Raw genomic sequence first — 21,999 nt, forward strand, 5'->3', positions numbered from 1 at the left:
TTAAACCATTCGTTAAACTATCACTCTTTTAGGCGCAGTTAAGGAAAAACACCGCGAAGGCACTAAGTAATTGTTAAAACATGTAACATATAAAAAAGAAATGAGGCGGACATCGGGTTACCATATCCTTAGTGATTAACTAATTATGGAAAAAATCACCTTTATATGGAAATGGACCGAAACCGTTTGGTTGAACAGGGGCATTCATTCATGTACGTTTAAGTTAATAGAAGTTCTATTTTAAGGTTAAAGGAGGAAATCATTTGATTAAGGCAGTTATTTTCGACTTTGATGGTTTAATTTTAGATACGGAAACGGCTTGGTATGAGGCTTATAAAGAAACGATGGCTTTTTATGAATCTGATTTGCCCCTCGAACATTTTGTTACATGTATCGGAACGGATAATACTGAGCTTAATCAGTACTTTAAAGATCAGTTGGGGGAAAGGTGTAATATTGAAGAAATTGAATCCAGAGCAAAAAGCCTCCATGAAGTAAAGATGAAAACATCACAGGCACGTGAAGGTGTGAAGGATTATTTAGAAGAAGCAAAAAGAAATGGATATAAAATCGCCCTCGCTTCAAGCTCGACAAAAGAGTGGGTCACTCATCATTTGGCGGAACTCGGACTGTTACACTATTTTGAAGTTATTATCACAGGGGATGAAGTCGAGAAAGTAAAACCAGCGCCTGATTTGTATGTAAAGGCAATTGATGTTCTGGCCATTCAGCCGACAGAAGCCGTAGCATTTGAAGATTCGTTAAATGGGCTTCAAGCGGCCCTGACTGCAGGTTTAAAATGTGTGATCGTTCCTAATCCCGTGACGGAAGCTTTAGCTTTTGTAAATCATCATTTACGCCTCCGTTCCATGATGGATAAGAGCTTGTCTGACGTCATAAAACATATTGAGCAATAAGCGTTCGAAGGAAAGTATAGTATGATAAAGGGATGAAACCGAGCCGAAGATGGCAGAGTCTTCGGTTTTTCTGGTTTTAATGAAAGTTATATTTTGGTGGGGAGGGTGAGTTTATGGGATTGCATATCAATGACGAAGGAGTCCGGCTACGGGAGGTCAATGAGAGTGATCTTCCAATCTTTTTCGAGCAGCAATTGGATCCTGCCGCAAACTATATGGCTGCCTTCACATCTAAAGATCCATCAGACAAGGCGGTTTTTTTGACACACTGGAAGAACATCTTATCGAACCGGGATATTCAAAAAATGACCATAATCCACAACGGATGTGTTGCGGGCAGTATTCTCAAGTTTGAACAGTTTGGTAACCCGGAAGTGAGTTATTGGATCGGGAAGCAATATTGGGGGAAAGGGATCGCTACAGGGGCACTGCTCCATTTTTTGCCGAAAATAAAAGTCCGCCCTCTTTATGCCCGCGCAGCCAAGGATAATCTTGGTTCCATCAGGGTGCTGGAGAAATGCGGATTTGAAAGATTTGATGAAGACAAAGGTTATTCCCATGCAAGAGGCAAAGAGGTTGAAGAATTCATTTTGAAACTTGAAAGTTAAGATAATAATAACAATATCGTTTAGCCTATGAGGAAACGGGTGACAGACAATGGGATATAAGATTTTTTCCATCATTTTTATTTTATGCGGTCTTTTTGTAATGTGGTTCGCCATTTTTGGCAAAAAGAAAGAGATTAAAGAGATCGGCATACCAACGAATTTCATCGATGTAGTTTTAATGATGATATATAAGCTTTTACCTTCCATTATTAGAAAAATCCTTCTTTTTGCATTGGGTCTGTCCATTTCTATCGGATTTACCTATATATTGATTAAGTTATGAAAAATTTTCCTTATTAGATTAAATAATCCTGAAACTTTATTCTTGCGGAATCGTATTAAATGGTAACGATATATAGGAGTTGTTGCTATTTCGAGGAAAAAAAGTGATGGCAGTGTTTAGGATAATTGGGGCGGGAAGTTGACGCAGACGGAAGGCTTGATGTTATTTCACAATAAGGTCAAGAACGGGAAACCATAAAATTCAAATCTATTGATTGCAGCTGATTCAAGGGGTGTTTATATCCAAATGGAAGAATATCAGTATAGTAATAATATGCATAATATGGTAATGTTGAATTTGTGTGATTTTGGAAATTTATAAAAAAGGAAGGTATTATATGTCTGAATCGGTTCTTAAGGTTCAATCCTTAACTAAAAAAATTGGAAAAGCAACCATCGTAGACAATGTTAGCTTTGAAATAAAAAGCAATGAAATATTCGGTTTGCTTGGTCCGAATGGAGCGGGTAAGACCACGATCATCCGTATGATCACAGGTCTCATCAATCGTACGGGCGGTACTGTCATGATCAATGGCAGTGACCTGGATAATGATTTCGAAGGTGCGATGAATCAATTGGGGGCCATTGTTGAAAACCCGGAGTTCTATAAGTACATGACAGGCAGAAAGAATATCCTGCATTATGCCCGAATGTCATCCAATGACATATCCACTGAGAGAATAGAAGAGGTCATTAAGCTTGTCAAACTGGATCATGCCATCGATAAGAAGGTTAAAACCTATTCATTAGGAATGCGCCAGCGCCTTGGAGTGGCACAGGCCATTTTACATAAACCGTCGTTATTGATTTTTGATGAACCGACGAATGGCTTGGATCCGCAAGGGATCCGCGAGTTTCGTGATTATTTGAAAGTACTGGCAAGTGAAGGCGTCGGGATATTGATTTCATCACATTTACTATCGGAAATGCAATTGATGTGTGATAGTTTTGCCGTTATCGAAAAGGGAAAACTGATCCATACGAAAGAACATATTGTTGATGAAAAAACCGAAACGATCAATGAAGTTTCATTCACTGTCAGTGATGGGAAGCTAGCTAAAAAAATCCTTCAAGAACAGTTTGCGGATATTACGATTCTAAAAAATGGTGCGAAGACAATCTCCGTATCGGCCACCCGAGAACAAACGGCCAATATAAACCGGAGTTTTAATGTAAATGAACTGGATGTCTTTGAAATTGGCATAACCAGAAAATCGCTGGAAGATAAATTCTTCGAAATCACTGAGCAGGAAATGAGGGAGTCTGTATGATGTCCTTAGTAAAAAATGAATGGATGAAAATCTTTTCAAAAGTATCAACTTATATATTCATCGCTTTTCTATTATTGGCAGCATTAGGGGCTGCGGTCATCGATTATAAACTAAGTCCTGACGAAACGAATAAAGATTGGAAGCAAGAGTTAAACGCAGATATCCAAGAACAGGAAAAGGCTTTGGAAGCTAAGGAAATCAGTGAAGATGAAAAAGCCGCCATCATGGAAGACATTAATTACAACAAGCAACTGTTGGCTGATAATATAAACCCTGACTTAAACACGAATTGGACCTATATGGCTGAATGGACTACATCATTAACATCATTTGTCACTTTATTCGTCGTTATAGTTTGCAGCTCACTCGTTTCTTCTGAATTTTCCGATGGCACCATTAAACAACTGTTGATCAGGCCTTATAAACGTTGGAAGATCCTATTTTCCAAATATATTACTTCCCTGTTATTTGCAGCGTTACTACTTGCGAGCCTGCTTATATTCAGTTATCTAATCGGAATCATATTCTTTGGCAATGGTTCGTATTCAGACAAAATCATGGATCCTGCATCTTTCGAATTCAGTCCGGTGGTAGTCGGCGAATATTTCGTGGACATGATCGTTTACTGGATACCAGGATTCCTAGTCATCACGACCATCGCTTTCATGTTAAGCACATTATTTAAAAACCAAGCACTTGCAGTAGGGATATCCATTTTCATCCTATTTGCATCTTCGACATTAAATATGGTCATTCAATCATTCATCGGAAAATACGAGTGGTTAAAATTTGTCTTATTCCCCCACCTTGATTTAAGGGGCTATATTTCCGGAACCATAGAAATGTTCGATGGAGCTACACTTGGATTCTCGATGGGTGTACTCGGCATCTATTATCTTATCTTTTTAGCGCTAACTTTCTTCTTCTTCCAGAAAAAAGATATCACTAATTAAATAATCCTTACTGGAAAAACCGAAATCAGTGGCTGATTTCGGTTTTTTCTTATTGAGGCCATGAATATTGCCGAGAGTGAAATATAAATGGAAGATTTGTATGCATTGCTATTGCCACATATAAATTGTTTATTCTCTTGAGATCAGGGAGGGAAGAAGTGGTTATTCCCCATCCCAAGGACCTCTGGTATAACTCAGTCTGTAGTCTACGAAGAGACAGTCGTTCATTTAATCGAAAAAATCAGGGTTTTCACGTTTAAAGAATTACCAAGCTTGTCGAGTTCCTTGTCAGGCTCTTCCCCTAAAACCTTAGTCACTCATGCTTTTCTTTATAGATGAAGTAATCGAAGTCTGCGTGCTGACCTTGACCGGATGTATCCTGGCACTGCATGCCCACAAAGGCTCCAGTAAAGAATCCTCCTCCTTGAATATAATCATCAGAGAGCTTGTATGATTGGAATGTGATAGGAATCAGGGTCCAGGTTTCGCCATCGAATGAATAGGAGTATTCGTAAATCGCCGTTTTCACATCCACTCGCAGGTAAACATAGTTGACATCGTGCGGAATGACAATTTCCTTATTCTTAAGCGGCAGATCGAAAGAAAAGTTATCACAGGTCACGAACTCAAGGATTCTTCCCTTTTCCTCGTGCCAGGAAATCTGAAGGGATGTCCAATTTTGCGTATTATAGTAGTTTACTAACCCTGCTGATTGTTGGAAGGTATCCGGTCTGAAAGCTACTTTGGTTTCTGCAGTGAAGGTAAAGTGCTGCCAGCGTCTTGCGACAAAGGCTTGTGTGAATTTAGATGTTAGCGATTCTTTGCCATATATACGTAAATGTCCCGGGTTGTCATTTAGTGAAACGATATCCTCACCAAGTGGGATACGTAAGGTTTGGAAATGTTGATTCAATGTCTTGAAATTGAAATCATCCTTTTCCTCATATCCTTTTTCCCACTTTACTTCCTTGATGTCCGGGCCTTCAATTTCTTTGGACGGTTGATTGCCTCCAACCACATAAGGCCAGTCATTTTTCCATTCCAAGCGTTGGATGGCCGTTTCCCTTCCTAATGGGCAGAATCCTCTTGGATCCAATAGGGGTTGATTGTCCTGAGGTAATGGGCGGCCTGTTAAATGAACTAGAAACCATTCATTTGTATGTGTTTGAATGATGGATGCATGTCCAGATTTTTGCAGCGGATTTCTGGGATATGGCATGGAAGTGATCAATGGATTCTCAGGATGCACTTCATAGGGTCCCCGTAAATTTTCTGAACGGGCGATAGTGGCTTGATGATCATATTTTGTCCCGCCTTCTGCTGTTAACAGGTAGTAATGGCCATTCATTTTATATAAATGCGGGGCTTCCGTCAGTTTGATATCCGTTCCCTTGAAGATGATTTCGGCTTTTCCGATAAGTTTCTTTTGGTCAACACTATATTCCTGGAGCATGATTCCATAAAAATTATGATTGCCGACGCGATGATCCCAATACATGTTAACGAAATACTTCCTGCCATCATCATCATGGAATAGTGATGGATCAAAGCCTGAGCTGTTCATGTGAATGGGTTCTGACCACTCCCCATCGATGGTATCGCAAGTAACCAGGTAATTGTGACAATCCTTCCATTGACCTTCTGTAACCTTCACATCGGTATAGATAAGCCAGAATTTCCCGTCACTAAAAGATAAAGCGGGTGCCCATATCCCCCCGGAATCCGGGTTACCCATCATATTCAATTGACTCAGCCGATTCAGGGGTCTTGATGCCAATCGCCAATTCTTTAAATCCTTTGAATGGTAAATCCCTACACCGGGAAACCATTCAAACGTTGAAACAGCAATATAATAATCTTCCCCTGCTCGGCAAATGCATGGGTCGGGATTGAATCCAGTTAAAATGGGGTTTTGAATCGTTGTCATGGGAATCCACCTCGTATATTGATATTTTTTATGAATAATAGCAATGCAATGAATAACATAAGCAGAGCGGCAATCCAAAAGAGTGTATGCGCTTTCTTTTTCTTGCATGGTCCTTTTTTCAATAGGAAACCATCCCTGGGAGGGAGTTGTGATATCTGTGGAATATCTAAGATGGGCAAAATTCACTACGATTCCCTGCAGGACAGTTTCCTATTCAAATTTAAGGGTTTGTAATCTTTAGAGTATCGCCTCTATATTCGGAATATCATCCTTGAAAAAGTTTTCGACGGAAAATGCGGCTACCCCTAAAGCTGTTGAATGGGTCGATAGCTCTGAAAAATTTATTCGTAAATCTTTTTGGTGAAACCATTGTGTTTGATTGACCATTCGTTTGTTTAATGGATCAGTCAGCCATTGTTTCGCAGAAGCCATCCGATTGCCTATGATGACCTGCTGGGGATTGAAGATATTAATGATGTTATTGATGCCCACGCCTAAATAGTCACCGATATATTCAAATAAGTGAATGGTTTTCAAATCTCCATCTTCCGCAAGAGACAATAAACTTTCCAAGGAAAGCTCCTCGTCTGCAGGTGGGGCTATTCCTAAACGAATGGCTTGTTTCATTAAGGATTGTTCCGATGCATACAATTCCCAGCATCCTACATTTCCACATCTGCACTCCGCACCGTGTATATCGATCGTCATATGGCCCAATTCACCTGAAAGTCCATTATTTCCTCTGTAGAGCTGATCATTAAGAATGAGGCCGACGCCTATCCCGATTCCAACACTTACATAGACAATATTGTTGAAATCCTTGCCGGCACCAAATTTTTTCTCCCCATAAGCACCAGCATTCGCTTCGTTTTCAACGATGACAGGAAGACTGTATCTCGTTTGCATCAATGATTGTAAATCGATGTTTTTCCAACCGAGATTAGGTGCAAGCAAGATTTTTCCGTTTGTGCTGACCGTTCCCGGAACCCCAATTCCAATTCCTACGATACCGTATGGACTTTGCGGTGCAGAAGAGATGAGGTGATCGATGGTTTCGTACAATTTGATCTCAAGTTCTTCGAATGATAGCTCATTGAATTTCAAAGTTTTTTCGTGACAGATATTCCCATCGAGATCTGTTAGCACCCCCAGTAAATAATTGACGCCTAAATCGATACCAATGGAATATCCAGCTGCCTGATTAAAGAGCAGCATGACTGGCCTCCTGCCACCGCTTGATTCGCCTGGTCCAGATTCATAGATGAACTGTTCTTCCAGCAGTTCACTTACGAGGGAAGAAACAGTCCCTTTGTTCAAACCGGTGTGGGCGGCAATATCAGCTCTTGAAATGGGCGAACGATCCTTGATGGTTTGCAGAACTAATGATTTATTTCCTTCCTTGACTACATGTTGATTCCAAGTTTTATTCAATCGATTTTCACCTTCGTTTTTTTAGACTTTATTACATTGTAGCATTTTATAAAACGATTACAAACTTTGTTTGTCGACTAGACAAACGATGTGTTGTTTGATAATCTATTAATAAGCTCAAAAAACAGAATAATCAATATTTTAATATCTTGGGGAGGGTTAGGAGTGGGCAAAAAGAAAGCGTTTACATTATTATTTGCCGTTATATCATCTATTTTATTAATCTCAGGTTGTTCAGGCTCGGGTACTGAAAAAGCAAGTTCTGATGACAAAAAAGTGGTTAAATTCATGCATTTATGGCCGGAAGGAAGTTCTAAAACGCATAATCAGATTGTAAAAGAGATCATCGGGGATTTTGAAAAGGAAAATCCTGATGTGAAAATCGACCTGGAGGTACTAAGTAATGAGCAATATAAAGATAAATTAAAAGTACTGTCCACTTCTGATGAATTACCGGATGTGGGGATGACCTGGGCAGCAGGGTTCTTGGAGCCTTATGTCAACGGCAAGAAGTTTGCCCCTCTGGATGATTTATTGGAAGGGGATCTTAAAGACCGTTTCGTATCAGGAACTGCAGAGGCTTACGCAATCGATGGTAAAACCTATGGTCTCCCTTTGGAATTGAATGTTGCGAATGTATTCTATAACAAAGCAATATTTGAAAAATATGGCCTTGAAGTGCCCAAAACGTATGAAGAGTTCGAACAGGTAGTGAAAACGCTATCCGACAAGGAAGTGGCACCCATCGCACTTGGAAATAAAGACCGTTGGACAGGTTCATTATGGTATATGTATTTGGCTGATCGCATGGGCGGTTCAGACGTATTGACAAATGCAATCAATAGATCTGGCTCTTTTGAAGACCCTGCATTGGTTTCGGCAGCGAAAAAAGTCCAGGACCTTGTGGATATGGATGCTTTCGTGAAAGGCTTTAACGGTTTATCCGATGAGGAAGCTAAAAGCATGTTCATGAACGAACAGGCAGCGATGTATTTGATCGCTACTTGGGACTTGCCCAATTACACGACAAATGAAGGGGTTCCCCAAGAATTCAGAGATTCTGTAGGCTATTTCAAATTTCCGACAGTCGACGGGAAAGGGGACATGAACAGTTTCGTTGGCGGACCTGGTGTTGGGTTATTCGTTGCAGAGGATTCGGAAGTAAAAGAAGAAGCGAAGGCATTTACATCATTCTTCGTAAAAGAATGGGGAGAAAAATCCGTGACTAAAGCAGGCGTGATTCCCGCAACTAAAGTGGATGCCGAGTCTTTGGATCTACCGCAAATGTATGTGGATGTGTTGAATGAATTGAATGCAGCAACGAATATCACATTATTTGCTGACGTTCAAATGAATTCAGATGTAGCGCAAGTCCACTTGGATATGATCCAGGCTTTGTTCGGTAAGGAAGTAACACCGAAAAAATTCGCAAAAGAACATGAAGAGGCCCTTTCGAAAGAATGAATGATTGATAGAAATTGATTTCACTTTATGTAATCTTAGTCAAAACATGAGGAGGGCATATCCTTGATGATGGATGGTCCTTTTCAACTTTTTATAACGATGGGGTTGAATGGTTATGAATAAAGTAATGTCCAATAAGTGGATTATAGCCTTGTACGTCCTTCCTGCACTCTTATTAATCGCTGTACTCATATTCATCCCATTATTTTTAACGGGATATTATGGATTGATGAAGTGGGATGGTATCGGCCCCATGGAATTCATTGGGCTGGAAAATTACACCGAAGCATTGAAAGACGATAAATTTTGGTATAGTGCCTGGCATTCCTTTTTGCTGGCGATATTCTCTACACTCAGTTTAGTGATCTATTTAGCAATATCACTTGTGTTAGCTTCAAAAATAAAAGGATCCGATCTATTAAGGAAAATATATTTGATTCCGATGCTTTTGTCTTCAGTTGCGATAGCTCAGCTTTGGATTAAGGTGTTTAACCCGACGAACGGAATGTTGAATAGTCTGCTTATGGCAATCGGGGTCGAAAATCCCCCGGCATGGCTGGCGGAGCCAACTATTGTGCTCTATGCGATATTCATCCCGATCTTATGGCAATATGCCGGTTTTTATATTTTGATTTATTATGCAGCTTTGAAAAACATACCTGAGTCATTGGTGGAAGCGGCAAAAATCGATGGGGCAACCAGTTTTCAAATCGCTTGCAAAATCAAATTGCCATTAATAATGGGTGTGGTTAAGGTGACCATAGTATTGGCTGTGGTCGGATCCTTGAAATACTTTGACCTGATTTACGTAATGACTGGCGGCGGACCGAACGGATCTAGTGAGGTCATGGCATCCTACATGTATAAGCTGGCCTTCTCGAGCAATAACTTCGGCTTTGGCAGTGCAGTTGGCTTTTTGTTATTGATCATCACCCTGATCGTGACGGTCTTCGTCCGTAAAGTTACAGCGACAAAAGAAGAAATCCAATACTAAGGGAGGGTTACATAATGGGGCGCGTGGGTTACTTTTTTCTCTATCTCTTATTAACGCTGGTAGCTGTTTTTCAAATCTTCCCGGTCATTTGGCTATTCCTGTTTTCCTTAAAGGATAACCGTGAAATCTTCTCAGGTTCTCCGTTTGCATGGCCAGCTGAATTAAGATGGGAAAATTATGTGAAGGTTTGGGAAAGCGGTATAGGCGTTTACTTCTGGAATAGTATTTGGATTACAGGCATAGCGATCATTCTTACCGTTTTATTAGCGAGCATGGCCACTTTCGCCATTTCACGGATGAGGTGGAAATTAAGCAAGCTTGTGTTGGGATTGTTCATGGTTGGCCTGATGATCCCGATTCATTCCGCAATAATCCCCTTATTCAGCATGTTCTTAAATATTAATCTGATTGATAATCCATGGTCGATCGTTATAACGTATACGGCTTATAACTTGCCCATCACCATGATGATCCTGCTTGGGTTCTACTATACTTTGCCGGTTGAAATAGAAGAGGCAGCCATCATAGATGGATGTTCTGTCCACCGGATGTTCTTCCAGGTCATTCTTCCGATGACGTTACCGGTCATGTCCACAACCGTCATTATCAATATGATTTATAATTGGAATGAATTCGTATTCGTCAATACGTTTATAAGTTCAGATAAATATAAAACGCTGACAGTGGGCATCCAAAACTTCATCGGGCAATATATGACGGACTGGGCGGCAATCGGGGCTACATTAATCATTAGTATCCTACCGATATTGCTTGCATTCGTCTTCTTTAGCAATAAAGTCGTCGAAGGGATTTCTTCGAGTGCCGTGAAAGGATAAAGAGCGATAAAATAAATCACCACACCGAAGCGAATCGATAAACGGTGGGTGATTTTTTATTTATTTATTTATTCTGTTTTCCTTGGACTTTATTGAAAGCATGTAAACAAAGCCACATTGTAATGAAGGCATAAGTGCTTCCGCCGAAAATGAAGGCCAGTGCCGGAAGTGTTCTCATCACCATGAAAAGCAAGCCTAGGCAAAGCAGGATTAAAAAGCTGTTGAGCGGATTGATCAACATGATCAAAAAAGCATTCTTCATGACCTTGAACACAGGTAAGTCATAATGAACAAAGGCAGGAAATAGATAGAATATGAATATAGTGAATACTAAGATGAAGGCGAATAACGGGATGTAAGTCCATGTCAAAACATCGTTTATATGATTCTGGATATAGTAGAGGTCGATGCCGATGATGCCGGCAATGGCTGTGATGAATATTCCCAGTCCATTACTTTTCAAGAAATCGCGTTTGAAAAATTTCCAGTAGGTATTAAAGAGGGGAATATCCGTGTTTCCTCTTAACCAATCCCGGATGATTGCGAACATGGCTGTTGTGGATGGAAAGAATCCGAAAAGGACTCCGCCTGCAATAGTGAAAAATATCCACAGAATATGCAGGTAAGCGAATTTAGTGATCCATTCAAGTATGTTATAAATGACTCGGCTGGCATTGTCCATAAATGTGTCGTTCCTCCTTGAAATGAGTCGCATGATGGGTGAACTTAGAGAGGGAGCGGCTTAATTCACGCCAATAATAAGGCTACATTACTCATTTTACATGATTAACTAGTAAAATGGGGGTATTTTCATAAACTTAGTTTATCTAATATACAAACTAACTTAATGTTGCTATAATGGAAATGTAAGCAGTTACATTTACCGGATATCATTCATGAAATAATAAGGGGGTAAAAACAATGTCCTATTTTAACAACATCAGTAAAATAAATTATGAAGGTGCCACCTCTTCAAATCCATATGCATTTAAATTTTACAATCCGGAGGAGGTCATCGGCGGGAAGACAATGAAGGAATACCTGCGTTATGCCGTGGCATATTGGCATACATTCACTGCCGATGGGTCAGATCCATTTGGTGCAGGCACGATGATCCGTCCATGGGACAAATTCAGTGGAATGGATATGGCAAAAGCGCGTGTAGAAGCGGCCTTCGAATTCTTTGAAAAACTAGGTGTACCATTCTTCTGTTTCCACGACGCCGATATTGCTCCTGAAGGAAGTAGTTTGAGAGAAACCTATAACAACTTAGATGAAATCGTCGCAATGATCAAAGACTATATGAAAGATAGTCAAACCAAATTGCTTTGGAATACGGCGAATAACTTCACGAACCCCCGTTTCACTCATGGCGCAGCATCTTCAAATAATGCGGATGTTTTCGCCTATTCTGCTGCGAAGGTAAAAAAAGGATTGGAAATCGGTAAGGAACTAGGCGCGGAAAACTATGTATTCTGGGGCGGACGTGAAGGATATGAAACGCTGCTTAACACCGATATGAAGCTTGAATTGGATAACCTCGGGCGTTTCTTCCATATGGCGGTCGATTATGCGAAAGAAATCGGGTTCGATGCACAATTACTGATTGAACCAAAACCGAAAGAGCCGACAACACATCAATACGATTTCGATGTAGCGACAGGTCATGCATTCCTGCAGAATTATGGTCTCCAAGATCACTTCAAATTTAATATTGAAGCAAACCATGCCACTCTTGCCGGCCATACATTCGAACACGAGCTTCGCTATGCACGGATAAATGGTATGCTTGGATCCGTTGATGCCAATCAGGGAGATCCATTATTGGGCTGGGATACGGATGAGTTCCCAACCGACTTGTACTCTACAACCCTAGCAATGTATGAAATCATTAAAAATGGCGGTTTAGGCCGTGGTGGCTTGAACTTTGATGCTAAAGTCCGTCGTGGTTCATTTGAATTGGAAGACCTATTCCATGCACACATTGCAGGAATGGACAGTTTTGCAGCCGGCCTGAAGGTTGCCCAAAAGTTGATCGACGATAGAATCCTTGATGATGTGATTGAAAACCGCTATAGCAGCTATACAGAAGGAATCGGGTTGGAAATCGTCGAAGGGAATACAGACCTTCGTAAACTGGAAGAATATGCGCTTGGATTGAAAGAAATCAAAAATCAATCAGGACGCTTGGAGAAAGTTAAAGGGACGATCAACCAATATTTGTTAAGAGCTTACGCAGGGGAATAAAGCTTAATAGAATGAGGTGCTGCCATGAAATACGTAATCGGTATCGATCTGGGGACAAGTGCGGTAAAAATTTTACTCGTGAATCAACATGGCGAGGTCATGCAGGAAGTAGCTAAATCCTATTCATTGATTCATCTGAAAACAGGCTACAGTGAACAGGACCCTGACACGTGGGTGGAACAGACAGTTGCCGGGCTTGCCGAGCTACTGAAAAGCTTTGATGGAAACCCGGAAGATATTGAAGGGATCAGCTTTTCCGGGCAAATGCATGGACTTGTCCTGCTGGATGAAGAAAACCGTGTATTGCGTGATGCTATCCTTTGGAATGATACGCGGACGACCGATCAGTGTCAGACCATTTATGACACGGTCGGGGAAGAACGACTGTTGGAAATAACGAAAAACCCTGCATTGGAAGGATTCACTTTACCCAAAATCCTATGGGTGAAAGAGCATGAGCCTGAAGTATTTAAAAATGCAGCGAAATTCGTCCTTCCAAAGGATTACCTGAGATATAAACTGACTGGGGAATTACATATGGAATACTCCGATGCAGCCGGCACATTATTATTGAATGTCAGCGAGAAGGAATGGAGTAAAGAAATCTGTGAGATGCTTGGTCTTGATATCGGGCTATGTCCGACATTGGTCGAATCACATGCGGAAGTGGGCAGGATAACGGACGAAGTGGCAGAACGCACGGGGCTAACCGTTTCCACCCGTGTATTTGCAGGCGGTGCAGACAATGCTTGCGGTGCCATTGGCGCTGGCATTTTAGAAGACGGAAAAACACTCTGCAGCATCGGCACTTCAGGGGTGATATTGTCCTATGAAGCAAGGGATGACAGGGGTTTTCAAGGAAAAGTCCACTACTTTAATCATGGTGCACCTGATGCCTTCTACACGATGGGAGTAACCTTGGCAGCAGGCTACAGCCTCACTTGGTTTAAAGAAGTTTTTGCCAAAGGTGAATCATTTGAAACGTTATTGGCAGATGTAGGTGATGTGCCCGTCGGATCTAATGGACTTTTATTCACTCCGTACTTAGTGGGCGAAAGGACCCCGCATGCAGATGCGGCAATACGCGGAAGCTTCATTGGAATCGATGGCTCCCATCAGCGTAAAGACTTTGTACGGGCGGTGCTTGAAGGCATCACTTTCTCCTTGAATGAATCCATTGATATCTTCCGCAGGAGCGGAAAAAATATCGATACAATCATTTCGATTGGCGGAGGTGCCAAAAACGAAGCGTGGCTGCAAATGCAAGCGGACTTATTCAATTCGAAAATTGTCAGGCTATCAAGTGAACAAGGCCCAGGCTTGGGGGCAGCCATGTTAGCTGCTTATGGCTGCGGCTGGTTCGATTCTTTAAAGGAATGTGCAGCCCAATTCATAAAAGAAGAGAAACAGTACATGCCCAATAAAGAGAATGCTGAAAAGTATGAAGCCTTATTCCTGATTTACCAAGAAATCTATGCACAAACAAAGAACTTGAATGAAAAACTATTGGAATATCGCAATTGATGATTCATAAGCTTTATTGAAACTTAATATAAATATTCAATTCCCGTCCCCTTTAAATGGAACGTGTAAAAAGACCACGAGCGATCGTGGTGTTACACCTCTGTTTGAAGGGGATTTTATCATGGGAAAAAACGGAGGGTATCTGAATCTACTAGATATACTCTTCTTACTTCGATTGGATCATTGAATCTGGTACAGAATGAAACCTTAACCAATTTTATCCGTATAAGATAATATAAGGATATTTTGGTTGGGTAATAGGGGTGCAAAATGAATGAAAAAAAGGTTCTGTTAATTGGACTTATAGGATTCTCTTTATTTTTAATAGGTATGATCATATCACAATGGACGGTTTTTGGAGTAGCGATCGGGATAGGCGGAGGATTCATAATGGGAATCAGTTCAGTTCTGTTTTCTAGTTAGTTCCTCCTTTTTAGTTTTACAACAGGGAAGATAGTCGAAAATGACTTCACGCGCGAATCGACTAATTCAGTTAGGTTAAAGTTCAAAAAGGAAAACGGTATTGCCAATACTTTATTTCCGATATGGATGGAGTAGATTTAAAGATGGGGAAAATGCATTATAAACGAAAGTTAATCATTGTACTTATTATTATTGGAACAGCATTAGGGCTCTATGTGTACTCGGCATTCTCTGAGAAATTGACAAAATCAACAGATTTGTCTGATGAATCCATCGGGGGATTTAAAGTGTTGGATAACATATCGAGTCCAGAATTCATTAGGGAATATGGTGAACCCATCGATCAGGATAATAACTATTCATATAATTATTATTATTGGAAAGGCGGGTTAAAAACGGCCTCTATAAATTCAGACGAAGATAAAGGGAAAATTGTGCGGTTAATCATTTCAAGTACGGACGACGCTCCATTTGAAAGCTCCCTTCAAACAAGCAAAGGGATTAAATTAGGGAGTAAGAAAGCAGAAGTTCTTTCGAAGTACGGAGATCATTATTATAAAAGTTATGAACAGGGAGCGGACATTATCGGCTACATTGACCATAAACGAAATATTACCTTAGAATTTTGGTGTGTTCAAGGTGGAAAGGTTGCAGAAATACGATTGGATGATGCAGATGTTATTTGATGTTTTTTCACCGAAAAGAATGATTAGAATCTAATTTAAAGTAAGATTTTATAGGAGTGTTCCATATTAAACAATTTGGCCGTTTAAGTGAATAAGAAAGCGATGCGATAAAGAATATGTTCATTGAAAATTTCATCTATCATTACATCATTTATCCGATCATATTTGTTGGGATATATGCATTATTTGCTATTTTTAAGCTTGATGATACCCCCGTTCCTATAAGTGATGCTATGCATATGATTTTAATCTATTATTTTGCAATTAGTGTGTATAATGCTTTGCCTACCATAAAATCTAATCGTAATAAAAAAGCAGCCAGTAAAACAGTACTCAATGGAATTTACATATTTTTGCATGAATTCCGAAACCATTTATCCACGTCATCCGTATATGTAATTATGAACGGTGCTGGGAAGCTCCGGTATTTATAAGCATTTATCATTTTAATAAATTTGGGAGATGAAGGATCATGAGCGAAAAGGGTTGTATGAAATGCGGAAGCAATGATGCTGCTAAGAAGGATGTAGCGATGACAGGAACAGGCTTGTCAAAAATGTTCGATGTCCAGAATAATCAATTTACGGTTGTGTATTGCAAGCAGTGCGGTTATTCGGAGTTTTATAATAGGCAATCATCTGCAGGCAGTAATCTGCTGGATTTATTCTTGGGATGATCACTGGCACGGAAAGAATCCCCTTTTTCATGAAAAGGGGATTCTTGTTTTTTCATACTGCCCATTACCCGATGAAGTGATCTTGAACGACTTTTGTAAATTCCTTGGCGACGGGTGTAAGGTGTTTAGATGATTTCATGACCAATCCGATCTCCCGGGAAAGTTCCGGGTTCAAGGGCATGCTTTTGAGGCGTTCGGGTTTTTCCGGTAAAGCCAGGTCTGGCATAATCGTGATGCCTAATTTTCCTGCTACCATTGAGAGCACGGTTTGATTGTCTTTAATGTCGTATGAAATGTTTGGTTTTATCTTGGCTTCCAGGAATCTATCTTCTATGAGTGTTTCACAGCCAGATCGCAGCATGATGAATGGTTGATCAATGAAGTCTTCCAGGTTCAATGAGGTTTTCCCTGAAAGCGGATGGCCTTTGTATACGACAGCTGATAAAGGATCATTTAGCAAAGGGATGAATTCCACGTTCTTTACTGGTTTTGCTGCAAAGCCGATGTCCACTGTTCCTTCTTCGATCCATGTTAAGATTTCCTCATATCCACCTTCATGAATCAGCAAATCGATATTAGGGTATTTTTCTTTAAAGATAGAGAATAGCTTTGGTATGAATCTGGCAGTGAAGCTTGGAAAACTGCCAATCGTTATTTTACCGATTTCCATTCCATTCACTGCTGCAATCTTTTGTTCGATATGTGCAAGGTTGGCAGCGATGGTCCGCATATGTGGAATAACTTGTTCTCCCGCAGTCGTGAGTGTTATTCCTTTTCGGTCACGCTTCAATAAAGTCACACCAAGTTCCGTTTCAAGTGCTGTAATGTTATGGCTCACGCCTGATTGAGTCAGTCCGATCCGGTCTCCCGCTTTCGTAAAACTTCCGTGTTCAACAACATGTAAAAAGACTTCCAGTTGAAAAAAATTCAAATGCCCCACACCCTTCTTTTATGAATTATACATGAGAAACTCTAATCCAAGTAATGAAAAACATTCATTTTACTTATGATTTGGTCGAGAATACAATAAAATTACAAATTAAAATACGAATGGGTGATGGGAAGATGATGAAACGGAAATACGGGCAAATTTTTTCACCGTACACGCTTTCTAATGGAACGGTTCTTAAAAACAGGATTGTAGTTGCGCCGATGACCACTTATTCAGGTCAAGAGGATGGCTTGGTTTCTGACGAGGAATTAGCTTACTATAAAAGAAGGGCAGATGGACCTGCGTTGTTCATTACTGCAGCTGCCGCCATTTCCCCTGTTGCGACAAGCTTTCCCCGGCAAATGAAAGTATATGATGAACAAAGCATCGCTGGACTTACTGAGCTTTCAAAAACAATCAAATCCAAAGGTGCAAAAGCCATTCTCCAGCTTCATCATGGTGGAAGCGAGAGCCTTCCAAGCTGTACAGGCGGAGAAAAAATGGTTAGTCCGAGCGGAATCATTGCAAGCGTTTATAAAGGAATGGGCGAAGAGTACATTCCAAGGTCAATGAGCCACACTGAGATTCTATCCACTATTCAAGACTTTGGAAGAGCCACCCGCCATGCCATTCGTTCAGGATTCGACGGTGTGGAAATCCATGGAGCGAATGGCTATCTCCTTCAGCAGTTTTTCTCACCCCACTCCAACAGACGGAGAGATCATTGGGGAGGGAGTTTGAAGAATAGAATGCATTTTCCACTCGCTGTCATCGCGGAGGTGAAGCGGATCTGTGATCTATATGCAGACAAGGAATTCGTTATTGGGTATCGCTTCTCCCCCGAAGAACCGGAAGAAGGCGGATTGAAAATGGATGATACAGTTGCATTGGTAGATGAATTGGCAACTCAGGGGCTTTCCTATTTACATCTTTCTGTTAAAAATGTCTGGTCCATGCCTAGAAGCGGATTGAACAGGGGATTGACAAGGACCGAAATTCTCCGCGATGTCATCGCTGACAGGACCAGTTTCATATCTCTTGGATCGATTCATACTCCAGAGGAAGCAAATGCTGTGCTTGAGAAAAATATACCGCTTTTCGCATTAGGAAGGGAATTACTGATGGAACCGGACTGGGCCGCCAAAATAAAGGAAGGCAGGGAAGATGAGATCATGACAATCTTGCCACGTGATAGCAGGTGCAAATTAAGTATTCCGGATCAAATGTGGGCGAATATCATTACTCGTGACGGCATGCCCGAGAAATGATAGTATTAATGTAAAAAATGGAAATTTTATGAGGGGAAATTAAATGAATAAAATAGCACTTCTTCAACTGTCTCTAGCCATGACAATCTTCGGTTCTGTCGGTTTCTTTTCGGAACTTTCAGGACTTCCTGCATTGGAATTGGTTTTTGTTCGCTGCATTTGTGCTGCCGTATTCTTATGTACAGCCTGGATGATTACCGGACATTTCAAGAACGAAATATGGAATGGCAGGGAGGTAATGCTCATCATTTTCTGCGCGGTGGCCAACTTGTTAAACTGGATATTCCTCTTTAAATCTTTTGAGCTGATATCAGTGACAATCGCCATTTCGCTTTATCATTTAGCGCCAATCATTGTACTCATTATAGGGAGCTTCATCTTTAGGGAGAAAATGAATTTATTCTCCATCTTGGCCATTTCCCTTTGCTTCATTGGCACATTACTCATTATGGGAACAGATGGATTTCGATCATCATCTCCTGAATGGGAGGGCATCATGTATGGAATCATTGCTGCATTTTTCTATGCGGCAACCATGCTTTTAGGAAAGAGCATTACAAAGACCAGTGTATATGCGACCACATTTCTGCAAATGTTCATTGGATTTCTATTACTGATTCCTTTTGTCGATTATTCCATATATACAACTTTAAATTCTTCCGAATGGTTTTATACGGTTCTTACCGGCATCATCCATACAGGCGTCGTGTATTTGCTGTTTTTTAATAGTATTCGCCATTTGCCTACAAATGTAGTATCTTTCATGATTTTTGTCGATCCGGCAGTTGCCATCCTTTTGGATATTCTGCTTTCAGGATTTAAACCGGACGGTATTCAAATTCTGGGTATTTCCTTGATATTTATTGGGGTGGTCTATTCACTTAAAACGACTAGACCGACTGAAAATGATGTCATGCAGAAAAGGCCGCACACAATGTGAGGCCTTTTTCCTTTATGCATTTACCTATTGATTAAAATGATAGACATCCCAAATGTCAGGGGTTTCTGATCCAATGTACCAAGCAGCTGCACCGCCTAGATGATTTTGTTTTACCAGGTCAATCCGGAGCTTGATCGATTTTTTATCCTCTATCCAAATTTGATGCTTTTTCCCTTTGGAAGTATAGACCACGTAATTTTGTTGAGTCTTTTTATCCCATACCTTTTTAAGTTTTTGAGATGAAATGATTTTGTTGACCTCAGCCATGGTACGGTCATGACTTATCACTTTTTTGGTCGACAAATCGGTCACCCATTCTCTCGTATAAAATGGTACAGCCAATATGATCTTATGAGCAGGTACTTCTTTCATTAAAAGCTTGGTTCCTTCTTTGATCCAAGGTAACGAGGAAACGGACCCGGCTACTGGGCTCCCTCCCCAATGCTCGTCATAACCCATTATGATTATATAGTCCGCTATTTTGCCAAGTGCTTTCCTATCTAGGCTTTTTGACCAATAAGGGTCTTCATTTTCTCGGGTGACATCCACAGACACTTTAATTCCATGCGGTTTTAGTGCCTTTTTTAGTTCGCCTATGAAAAGTACAAAGTCCTTCTTATTTTTTGGGTCGATGTTTTCGAAATCTACATTTATTCCATCACTTTTCGTTTTAACAAGTGAATCCCGTAAAGTTGAAACCAATTTCTGGCGTTTTTTTGTATTGCCTAGTACTGAACCAGTTAAAACAGGGTCAAATTTATTCCCGATAAGCTGCCAAACTTGTTTTCCTTGTTTATGTGCAGCTTGGATGTATTTTGTATCTACAGAAACCGAAACGTAATTACCGGTATCCGTCAGCGTATAAGAACGGGGAGAAACTACATTCAAATTGGGTTGTTTAAGTTGCTGGGTATAGTTTTCTTTCGATCCATTATGCTTCCAGCCCATGACGATACGGTTTTGCGCCTTTTTTTGAAGCTGGGATTTCTTTATCCATCCCTTTTTTCCGCCAAGCAATTGGACCTGGTAGTAATAATCCGGAACCTTCAATTTTTGGCCCACTTTAAGGGTAACCGAACTTAAGTTATTTAATTTCGTCAAATCACTTGTTGTTACCTTGTATTTAGTAGAAATCTTCCACAATGTATCTCCTGATACAACCTTATGAATCTTATATTTCTGGGGAATCTTCAGGTTTTGGCCGACAGTTATTTCGGAAGATGTTAATTTATTTTCGTTTTGTAGCGCACTTACTGTAACACCATATTGATTTGCTATTTTCCATAGTGTGTTTCCAGTCTTTACTTTATGAATGATGGGCCCAGCGGAATCCCCTACTGAAGAAGAAATGACGGGAAACGCCTCGCCCTTTTTTAAAGTCTTTAATAGAGTAGAACCTAATTTAGGAGAACTAAAAACTTTTGTATTGTCCACTTTAACAGAACCTATGTATTGGGTTTTACTTGATGAATGACCACTGGTTGGAAAAAGACACATACAAAGAAGGCTTAACATAATAAAACATCTATAGAATTTTTTCACAATTATTTTATTCCCCTTTGTAAAATTTAACTTTACTAGTTTACTATGGAGAATAGCTTTAAAATAGAGGTACATTGTGGAAAGGCATTTCTAACCTTTGTGTGGGTTGAATAAATCTGTTCGTGGGTCGAATTAATTCGTGTGTAGATAGAATTAATTCATGTGTAGGTCGAATAATTTCGCTGTAGGACGAATTAATTCATGTGTAGGTCGAATTATTACGCTGTAGGACGAATTATTTCGCTGAGGGTCGAATTAATCCAAGTGTAGGTCGGATTATTACGCTGAGGGTCGAATTAATTCATGTGTAGGTCGAATTATTTCGCTGAAGGACGAATTATTCCTTATGAAGACCGTTAATTCGTAAGTTCTAGTCCATATATGAAGAAGGGGAGATTTCATATGTCACATTTTGCATTACAGTTTCATGAATTTAACGCATGGGCAAACGAACAAATCTTTAACCGCTTAAAAGAGCTTCCAAAGGATGTTTACCATCAAGAAGTACAAAGTGTGTTTCCATCGATATCGAGTGTGATGGCCCATGTGTATCTTTCCGATTTGGGGTGGGTGGAGGTTTTTTCCGGTAAAAGCATGAAACATGCATTGGAGTTGGCTGAACAACTGAAGGAACAAACAGAGTCAAAGGAATTAGAGGAAATGGAGGCCATGTTTTTTGAGTTGTCCGGTCGGTACAAATCGCTGCTTGGTCAAAAAGAAAATTTAGATAAGCCTCTTATAATTGAGAATCCAGCTGGCGGTCTAATGAAAACAGGTGTTGCCGAATTGATTCCGCATGTCGTGAACCATGGAACATATCACCGTGGCAATATCACAGCTATGTTGCGACAAATGGGTCATGCCTCTACTTCAACGGATTACGGTCTTTATTTATTTGTAAAAGGAGGGTAACTGGATTTCATTTGCTTACTGCTGGGACTTTTAGCCTGACATTGAAAAATTGACAGTCCTGTTCTTAATGTGAGGCTACCTGTCATTTTGAAGATAATGAAATCCTATACATGTGAGCAGGTTAACCGGTTTTTACTGGTTGGCCTTTTTTACGTTTGCAGCTGGAA

General features: G+C 40.4%; 21 protein-coding genes. 16 read left to right on the forward strand and 5 right to left on the reverse strand.

Going from position 1 to position 21,999, the window contains the following annotated elements:
* Positions 1 to 266 precede the first annotated feature (266 nt).
* From ACYP5M_RS18305 to ACYP5M_RS18325, 5 genes are all read left to right on the forward strand, one after another.
* Positions 267 to 917, forward strand: a complete 651-nt coding sequence (locus ACYP5M_RS18305; protein ID WP_459735379.1) for an HAD family hydrolase — start codon at positions 267 to 269, stop codon at positions 915 to 917.
* A gap of 113 nt (positions 918 to 1,030) precedes the next feature.
* Positions 1,031 to 1,525: a GNAT family N-acetyltransferase gene (locus tag ACYP5M_RS18310; protein ID WP_459735364.1), complete on the forward strand. Its 495-nt coding sequence runs from the start codon at positions 1,031 to 1,033 to the stop codon at positions 1,523 to 1,525.
* Between the two features lie 49 nt (positions 1,526 to 1,574).
* Positions 1,575 to 1,808: a hypothetical protein gene (locus ACYP5M_RS18315; RefSeq protein WP_101225766.1), complete on the forward strand. Its 234-nt coding sequence runs from the start codon at positions 1,575 to 1,577 to the stop codon at positions 1,806 to 1,808.
* 337 nt (positions 1,809 to 2,145) lie between these two features.
* Positions 2,146 to 3,078, forward strand: coding sequence for an ABC transporter ATP-binding protein (locus tag ACYP5M_RS18320; RefSeq protein ID WP_101225767.1), 933 nt, complete (start codon positions 2,146 to 2,148; stop codon positions 3,076 to 3,078).
* Positions 3,078 to 4,031 carry an ABC transporter permease gene (locus tag ACYP5M_RS18325; RefSeq protein WP_402940645.1) on the forward strand — a complete coding sequence of 318 codons (954 nt, stop codon included), beginning with the start codon at positions 3,078 to 3,080 and terminating at the stop codon, positions 4,029 to 4,031. The genes ACYP5M_RS18320 and ACYP5M_RS18325 overlap by 1 nt, the downstream gene beginning before the upstream one ends.
* 313 nt (positions 4,032 to 4,344) lie before the next feature.
* Here the strand turns inward: ACYP5M_RS18325 and ACYP5M_RS18330 are convergent, their stop codons facing one another.
* Together ACYP5M_RS18330 and ACYP5M_RS18335 are read right to left on the reverse strand one after the other, a co-directional pair.
* The gene (locus tag ACYP5M_RS18330) at positions 4,345 to 5,958 is read right to left on the reverse strand and encodes a glycoside hydrolase family 43 protein (RefSeq protein WP_434168621.1); all 1,614 of its coding nucleotides are present in this window, start codon (positions 5,956 to 5,958) and stop codon (positions 4,345 to 4,347) included.
* A 237-nt stretch (positions 5,959 to 6,195) separates the two neighbouring features.
* A complete protein-coding gene (locus ACYP5M_RS18335; protein WP_434168622.1) occupies positions 6,196 to 7,389 on the reverse strand; it encodes an ROK family transcriptional regulator in 1,194 nt (397 codons plus the stop codon).
* A 165-nt stretch (positions 7,390 to 7,554) separates the two neighbouring features.
* Here ACYP5M_RS18335 and ACYP5M_RS18340 point away from each other — a divergent pair, with 165 nt between their 5' ends.
* The 3 genes from ACYP5M_RS18340 (at position 7,555) to ACYP5M_RS18350 (ending at position 10,683) form a co-directional block, all read left to right on the forward strand.
* Positions 7,555 to 8,853, forward strand: coding sequence for an extracellular solute-binding protein (locus tag ACYP5M_RS18340; RefSeq protein ID WP_370016414.1), 1,299 nt, complete (start codon positions 7,555 to 7,557; stop codon positions 8,851 to 8,853).
* Between the two features lie 115 nt (positions 8,854 to 8,968).
* Positions 8,969 to 9,847, forward strand: coding sequence for a carbohydrate ABC transporter permease (locus ACYP5M_RS18345; RefSeq protein WP_459735365.1), 879 nt, complete (start codon positions 8,969 to 8,971; stop codon positions 9,845 to 9,847).
* 14 nt (positions 9,848 to 9,861) lie between these two features.
* Positions 9,862 to 10,683: a carbohydrate ABC transporter permease gene (locus ACYP5M_RS18350; protein WP_459735366.1), complete on the forward strand. Its 822-nt coding sequence runs from the start codon at positions 9,862 to 9,864 to the stop codon at positions 10,681 to 10,683.
* A 64-nt stretch (positions 10,684 to 10,747) separates the two neighbouring features.
* On the opposite strand, the gene ACYP5M_RS18355 is transcribed toward ACYP5M_RS18350, so the two are convergent.
* Positions 10,748 to 11,365, reverse strand: coding sequence for a YesL family protein (locus ACYP5M_RS18355; RefSeq protein WP_434168624.1), 618 nt, complete (start codon positions 11,363 to 11,365; stop codon positions 10,748 to 10,750).
* 239 nt (positions 11,366 to 11,604) lie between these two features.
* On the opposite strand from ACYP5M_RS18355, the gene xylA reads away from it, so the two are divergent.
* The 5 genes from xylA to ACYP5M_RS18380 all read left to right on the forward strand — a co-directional run bounded on the left by xylA (position 11,605) and on the right by ACYP5M_RS18380 (position 16,239).
* Complete coding sequence (gene xylA, locus ACYP5M_RS18360) at positions 11,605 to 12,930, forward strand: xylose isomerase (RefSeq protein WP_434168625.1); 1,326 nt, start codon at positions 11,605 to 11,607, stop codon at positions 12,928 to 12,930.
* Positions 12,931 to 12,954: 24 nt separating this feature from the next.
* Entirely contained in the window at positions 12,955 to 14,454 is a 1,500-nt protein-coding gene (gene xylB / locus ACYP5M_RS18365) for a xylulokinase (RefSeq protein ID WP_434168626.1), read from the forward strand.
* Positions 14,455 to 14,724: 270 nt separating this feature from the next.
* Positions 14,725 to 14,877, forward strand: coding sequence for a hypothetical protein (locus ACYP5M_RS18370; RefSeq protein WP_434168627.1), 153 nt, complete (start codon positions 14,725 to 14,727; stop codon positions 14,875 to 14,877).
* Positions 14,878 to 15,020: 143 nt separating this feature from the next.
* Positions 15,021 to 15,563 (forward strand): hypothetical protein, encoded by a 543-nt coding sequence (locus tag ACYP5M_RS18375; RefSeq protein ID WP_434168628.1) that lies wholly within the window; start codon positions 15,021 to 15,023, stop codon positions 15,561 to 15,563.
* A 472-nt stretch (positions 15,564 to 16,035) separates the two neighbouring features.
* Entirely contained in the window at positions 16,036 to 16,239 is a 204-nt protein-coding gene (locus tag ACYP5M_RS18380; protein WP_034304303.1) for a zinc ribbon domain-containing protein, read from the forward strand.
* Positions 16,240 to 16,303: 64 nt separating this feature from the next.
* Here the strand turns inward: ACYP5M_RS18380 and ACYP5M_RS18385 are convergent, their stop codons facing one another.
* The gene (locus ACYP5M_RS18385; RefSeq protein WP_434168629.1) at positions 16,304 to 17,170 is read right to left on the reverse strand and encodes a LysR family transcriptional regulator; all 867 of its coding nucleotides are present in this window, start codon (positions 17,168 to 17,170) and stop codon (positions 16,304 to 16,306) included.
* Between the two features lie 134 nt (positions 17,171 to 17,304).
* Between ACYP5M_RS18385 and ACYP5M_RS18390 the strand changes: the two genes are divergently transcribed.
* Together ACYP5M_RS18390 and ACYP5M_RS18395 are read left to right on the forward strand one after the other, a co-directional pair.
* The gene (locus ACYP5M_RS18390; protein WP_459735367.1) at positions 17,305 to 18,438 is read left to right on the forward strand and encodes an NADH-dependent flavin oxidoreductase; all 1,134 of its coding nucleotides are present in this window, start codon (positions 17,305 to 17,307) and stop codon (positions 18,436 to 18,438) included.
* Between the two features lie 43 nt (positions 18,439 to 18,481).
* Positions 18,482 to 19,378, forward strand: a complete 897-nt coding sequence (locus ACYP5M_RS18395) for a DMT family transporter (protein ID WP_434168631.1) — start codon at positions 18,482 to 18,484, stop codon at positions 19,376 to 19,378.
* Positions 19,379 to 19,402: 24 nt separating this feature from the next.
* Here the strand turns inward: ACYP5M_RS18395 and ACYP5M_RS18400 are convergent, their stop codons facing one another.
* Complete coding sequence (locus ACYP5M_RS18400; RefSeq protein ID WP_459735368.1) at positions 19,403 to 20,812, reverse strand: LysM peptidoglycan-binding domain-containing protein; 1,410 nt, start codon at positions 20,810 to 20,812, stop codon at positions 19,403 to 19,405.
* A 510-nt stretch (positions 20,813 to 21,322) separates the two neighbouring features.
* Here ACYP5M_RS18400 and ACYP5M_RS18405 point away from each other — a divergent pair.
* On the forward strand, positions 21,323 to 21,832 hold the full coding sequence (locus tag ACYP5M_RS18405) for a DinB family protein (RefSeq protein ID WP_434168633.1): 510 nt from the start codon (positions 21,323 to 21,325) through the stop codon (positions 21,830 to 21,832).
* Positions 21,833 to 21,999: the final 167 nt, after the last annotated feature.

The organism is Peribacillus sp. N1, from assembly GCF_054600815.1.

Excerpts from the sequence above, each read along its gene's own strand:
- ACYP5M_RS18310 (WP_459735364.1), top strand. The coding sequence starts at position 1,031 with ATGGGATTGCATATCAATGACGAAGGAGTCCGGCTACGGGAGGTCAAT.
- ACYP5M_RS18405 (WP_434168633.1), top strand. The coding sequence starts at position 21,323 with ATGTCACATTTTGCATTACAGTTTCATGAATTTAACGCATGGGCAAAC.
- ACYP5M_RS18355 (WP_434168624.1), bottom strand. The coding sequence starts at position 11,365 with ATGGACAATGCCAGCCGAGTCATTTATAACATACTTGAATGGATCACT.
- ACYP5M_RS18315 (WP_101225766.1), top strand. The coding sequence starts at position 1,575 with ATGGGATATAAGATTTTTTCCATCATTTTTATTTTATGCGGTCTTTTT.
- ACYP5M_RS18375 (WP_434168628.1), top strand. The coding sequence starts at position 15,021 with ATGGGGAAAATGCATTATAAACGAAAGTTAATCATTGTACTTATTATT.
- ACYP5M_RS18325 (WP_402940645.1), top strand. The coding sequence starts at position 3,078 with ATGTCCTTAGTAAAAAATGAATGGATGAAAATCTTTTCAAAAGTATCA.
- ACYP5M_RS18320 (WP_101225767.1), top strand. The coding sequence starts at position 2,146 with ATGTCTGAATCGGTTCTTAAGGTTCAATCCTTAACTAAAAAAATTGGA.
- ACYP5M_RS18390 (WP_459735367.1), top strand. The coding sequence starts at position 17,305 with ATGATGAAACGGAAATACGGGCAAATTTTTTCACCGTACACGCTTTCT.
- ACYP5M_RS18350 (WP_459735366.1), top strand. The coding sequence starts at position 9,862 with ATGGGGCGCGTGGGTTACTTTTTTCTCTATCTCTTATTAACGCTGGTA.
- ACYP5M_RS18380 (WP_034304303.1), top strand. The coding sequence starts at position 16,036 with ATGAGCGAAAAGGGTTGTATGAAATGCGGAAGCAATGATGCTGCTAAG.
- ACYP5M_RS18345 (WP_459735365.1), top strand. The coding sequence starts at position 8,969 with ATGAATAAAGTAATGTCCAATAAGTGGATTATAGCCTTGTACGTCCTT.
- xylB (WP_434168626.1), top strand. The coding sequence starts at position 12,955 with ATGAAATACGTAATCGGTATCGATCTGGGGACAAGTGCGGTAAAAATT.
- xylA (WP_434168625.1), top strand. The coding sequence starts at position 11,605 with ATGTCCTATTTTAACAACATCAGTAAAATAAATTATGAAGGTGCCACC.
- ACYP5M_RS18370 (WP_434168627.1), top strand. The coding sequence starts at position 14,725 with ATGAATGAAAAAAAGGTTCTGTTAATTGGACTTATAGGATTCTCTTTA.
- ACYP5M_RS18395 (WP_434168631.1), top strand. The coding sequence starts at position 18,482 with ATGAATAAAATAGCACTTCTTCAACTGTCTCTAGCCATGACAATCTTC.
- ACYP5M_RS18330 (WP_434168621.1), bottom strand. The coding sequence starts at position 5,958 with ATGACAACGATTCAAAACCCCATTTTAACTGGATTCAATCCCGACCCA.